This window comes from Escherichia sp. E1V33, from assembly GCF_004211955.1.
Lineage (GTDB): Bacteria > Pseudomonadota > Gammaproteobacteria > Enterobacterales > Enterobacteriaceae > Escherichia.
Genome location: NZ_RHJI01000047.1, coordinates 1 through 1,000, shown reverse-complemented (window position 1 = coordinate 1,000; position 1,000 = coordinate 1). Strand labels below are relative to the sequence as shown.

The window sequence follows — 1,000 nt, the reverse complement described above, 5'->3', positions numbered from 1 at the left end:
TTTTATCTCGCCATTGTTCTGACGTGGCTATTGTCAGGTTAGCGAACGCTGTTCCTGATGGTGAGTATCGAACTTCCGGGTCTTGCCCTACCCGACCAAGGATAATCACCTTATTTACGCCTCTAATTGCCATTTATGCCGCCTGTTTTAGTTCGTTAACTCTGATGTTCATTACCTGAACGCATTTAGCCTGCGCATCCTCATTGCCAGCCATTAATTGCCAGTCACGCTGATAACGCTCGATGAGTTTTTTCTTGTCAGTTTCTGTCGCTGCATAATCGCTGAAGTCTTTCAGGATTTGTTCGCAGTCAACCGATGGAGATTTCTGGTTGGTATTTTCTGGTGATGGTTTGTTATCTGATGCTGGGATTGCCCATCCCGGCAGCGATGGAGGGAGCCAGTAAAATCCTGTTCCATCCTTCAGTTTTGCCCTGTGCCACCCCTGCTTTTTATCGAGAGATGTTTGTGCGAAACCTTCCTCAAGGTTATACAGATACCGACCGATTCCCCATTGAACGGCAGCGCGCTTCATTGCACCGGAACGACCACCTTTGACGGCTTCTACCTGCGTGTTTTCAGCAGCATCCCATTTGGTTACCCATTCGGAATCAATCCTGATTGATATGCCGCATTCAACTCCGCCGTTGTTGGGAATATCGCGGTATTCATTGCGCCATCCTGCTTTGCCGCAAACATCGTCCAGGCGTTTCATGATTGCCCGGTTCGTGACATAAGCCAGCACCATAGCCCACACCTTGCCATCGCGTGTTTTACCGCTTTGCTGTATTCGCCATTCGATATCTTCAGGGCTGAATGGCTCATCGAATTTGTTCAAATCCATAATTCACCTCAGAATGGACACGGCCCAAGGAAATAACGCTGATTTAATACTTCGACTCGGGACAAATTAAGGCATACCCGCATTCCTTCGCGGTCACCATTATGGCGATACCAGAGAGCTTTCTGCGTGTACATGCGTCTCTGTAACTTGCTCTCCTTC

General features: G+C 48.3%; 2 protein-coding genes. Both read right to left on the bottom strand.

The window, feature by feature from the left end; genetic code table 11:
• On the bottom strand, positions 1 to 133 hold a 133-nt coding region (ssb, locus tag D9742_RS22775), incomplete at its 3' end, for a single-stranded DNA-binding protein (protein ID WP_130238321.1).
• Entirely contained in the window at positions 134 to 841 is a 708-nt protein-coding gene (locus tag D9742_RS22770) for a Rad52/Rad22 family DNA repair protein (RefSeq protein WP_130238320.1), read from the bottom strand.
• Positions 842 to 1,000 lie beyond the last annotated feature (159 nt).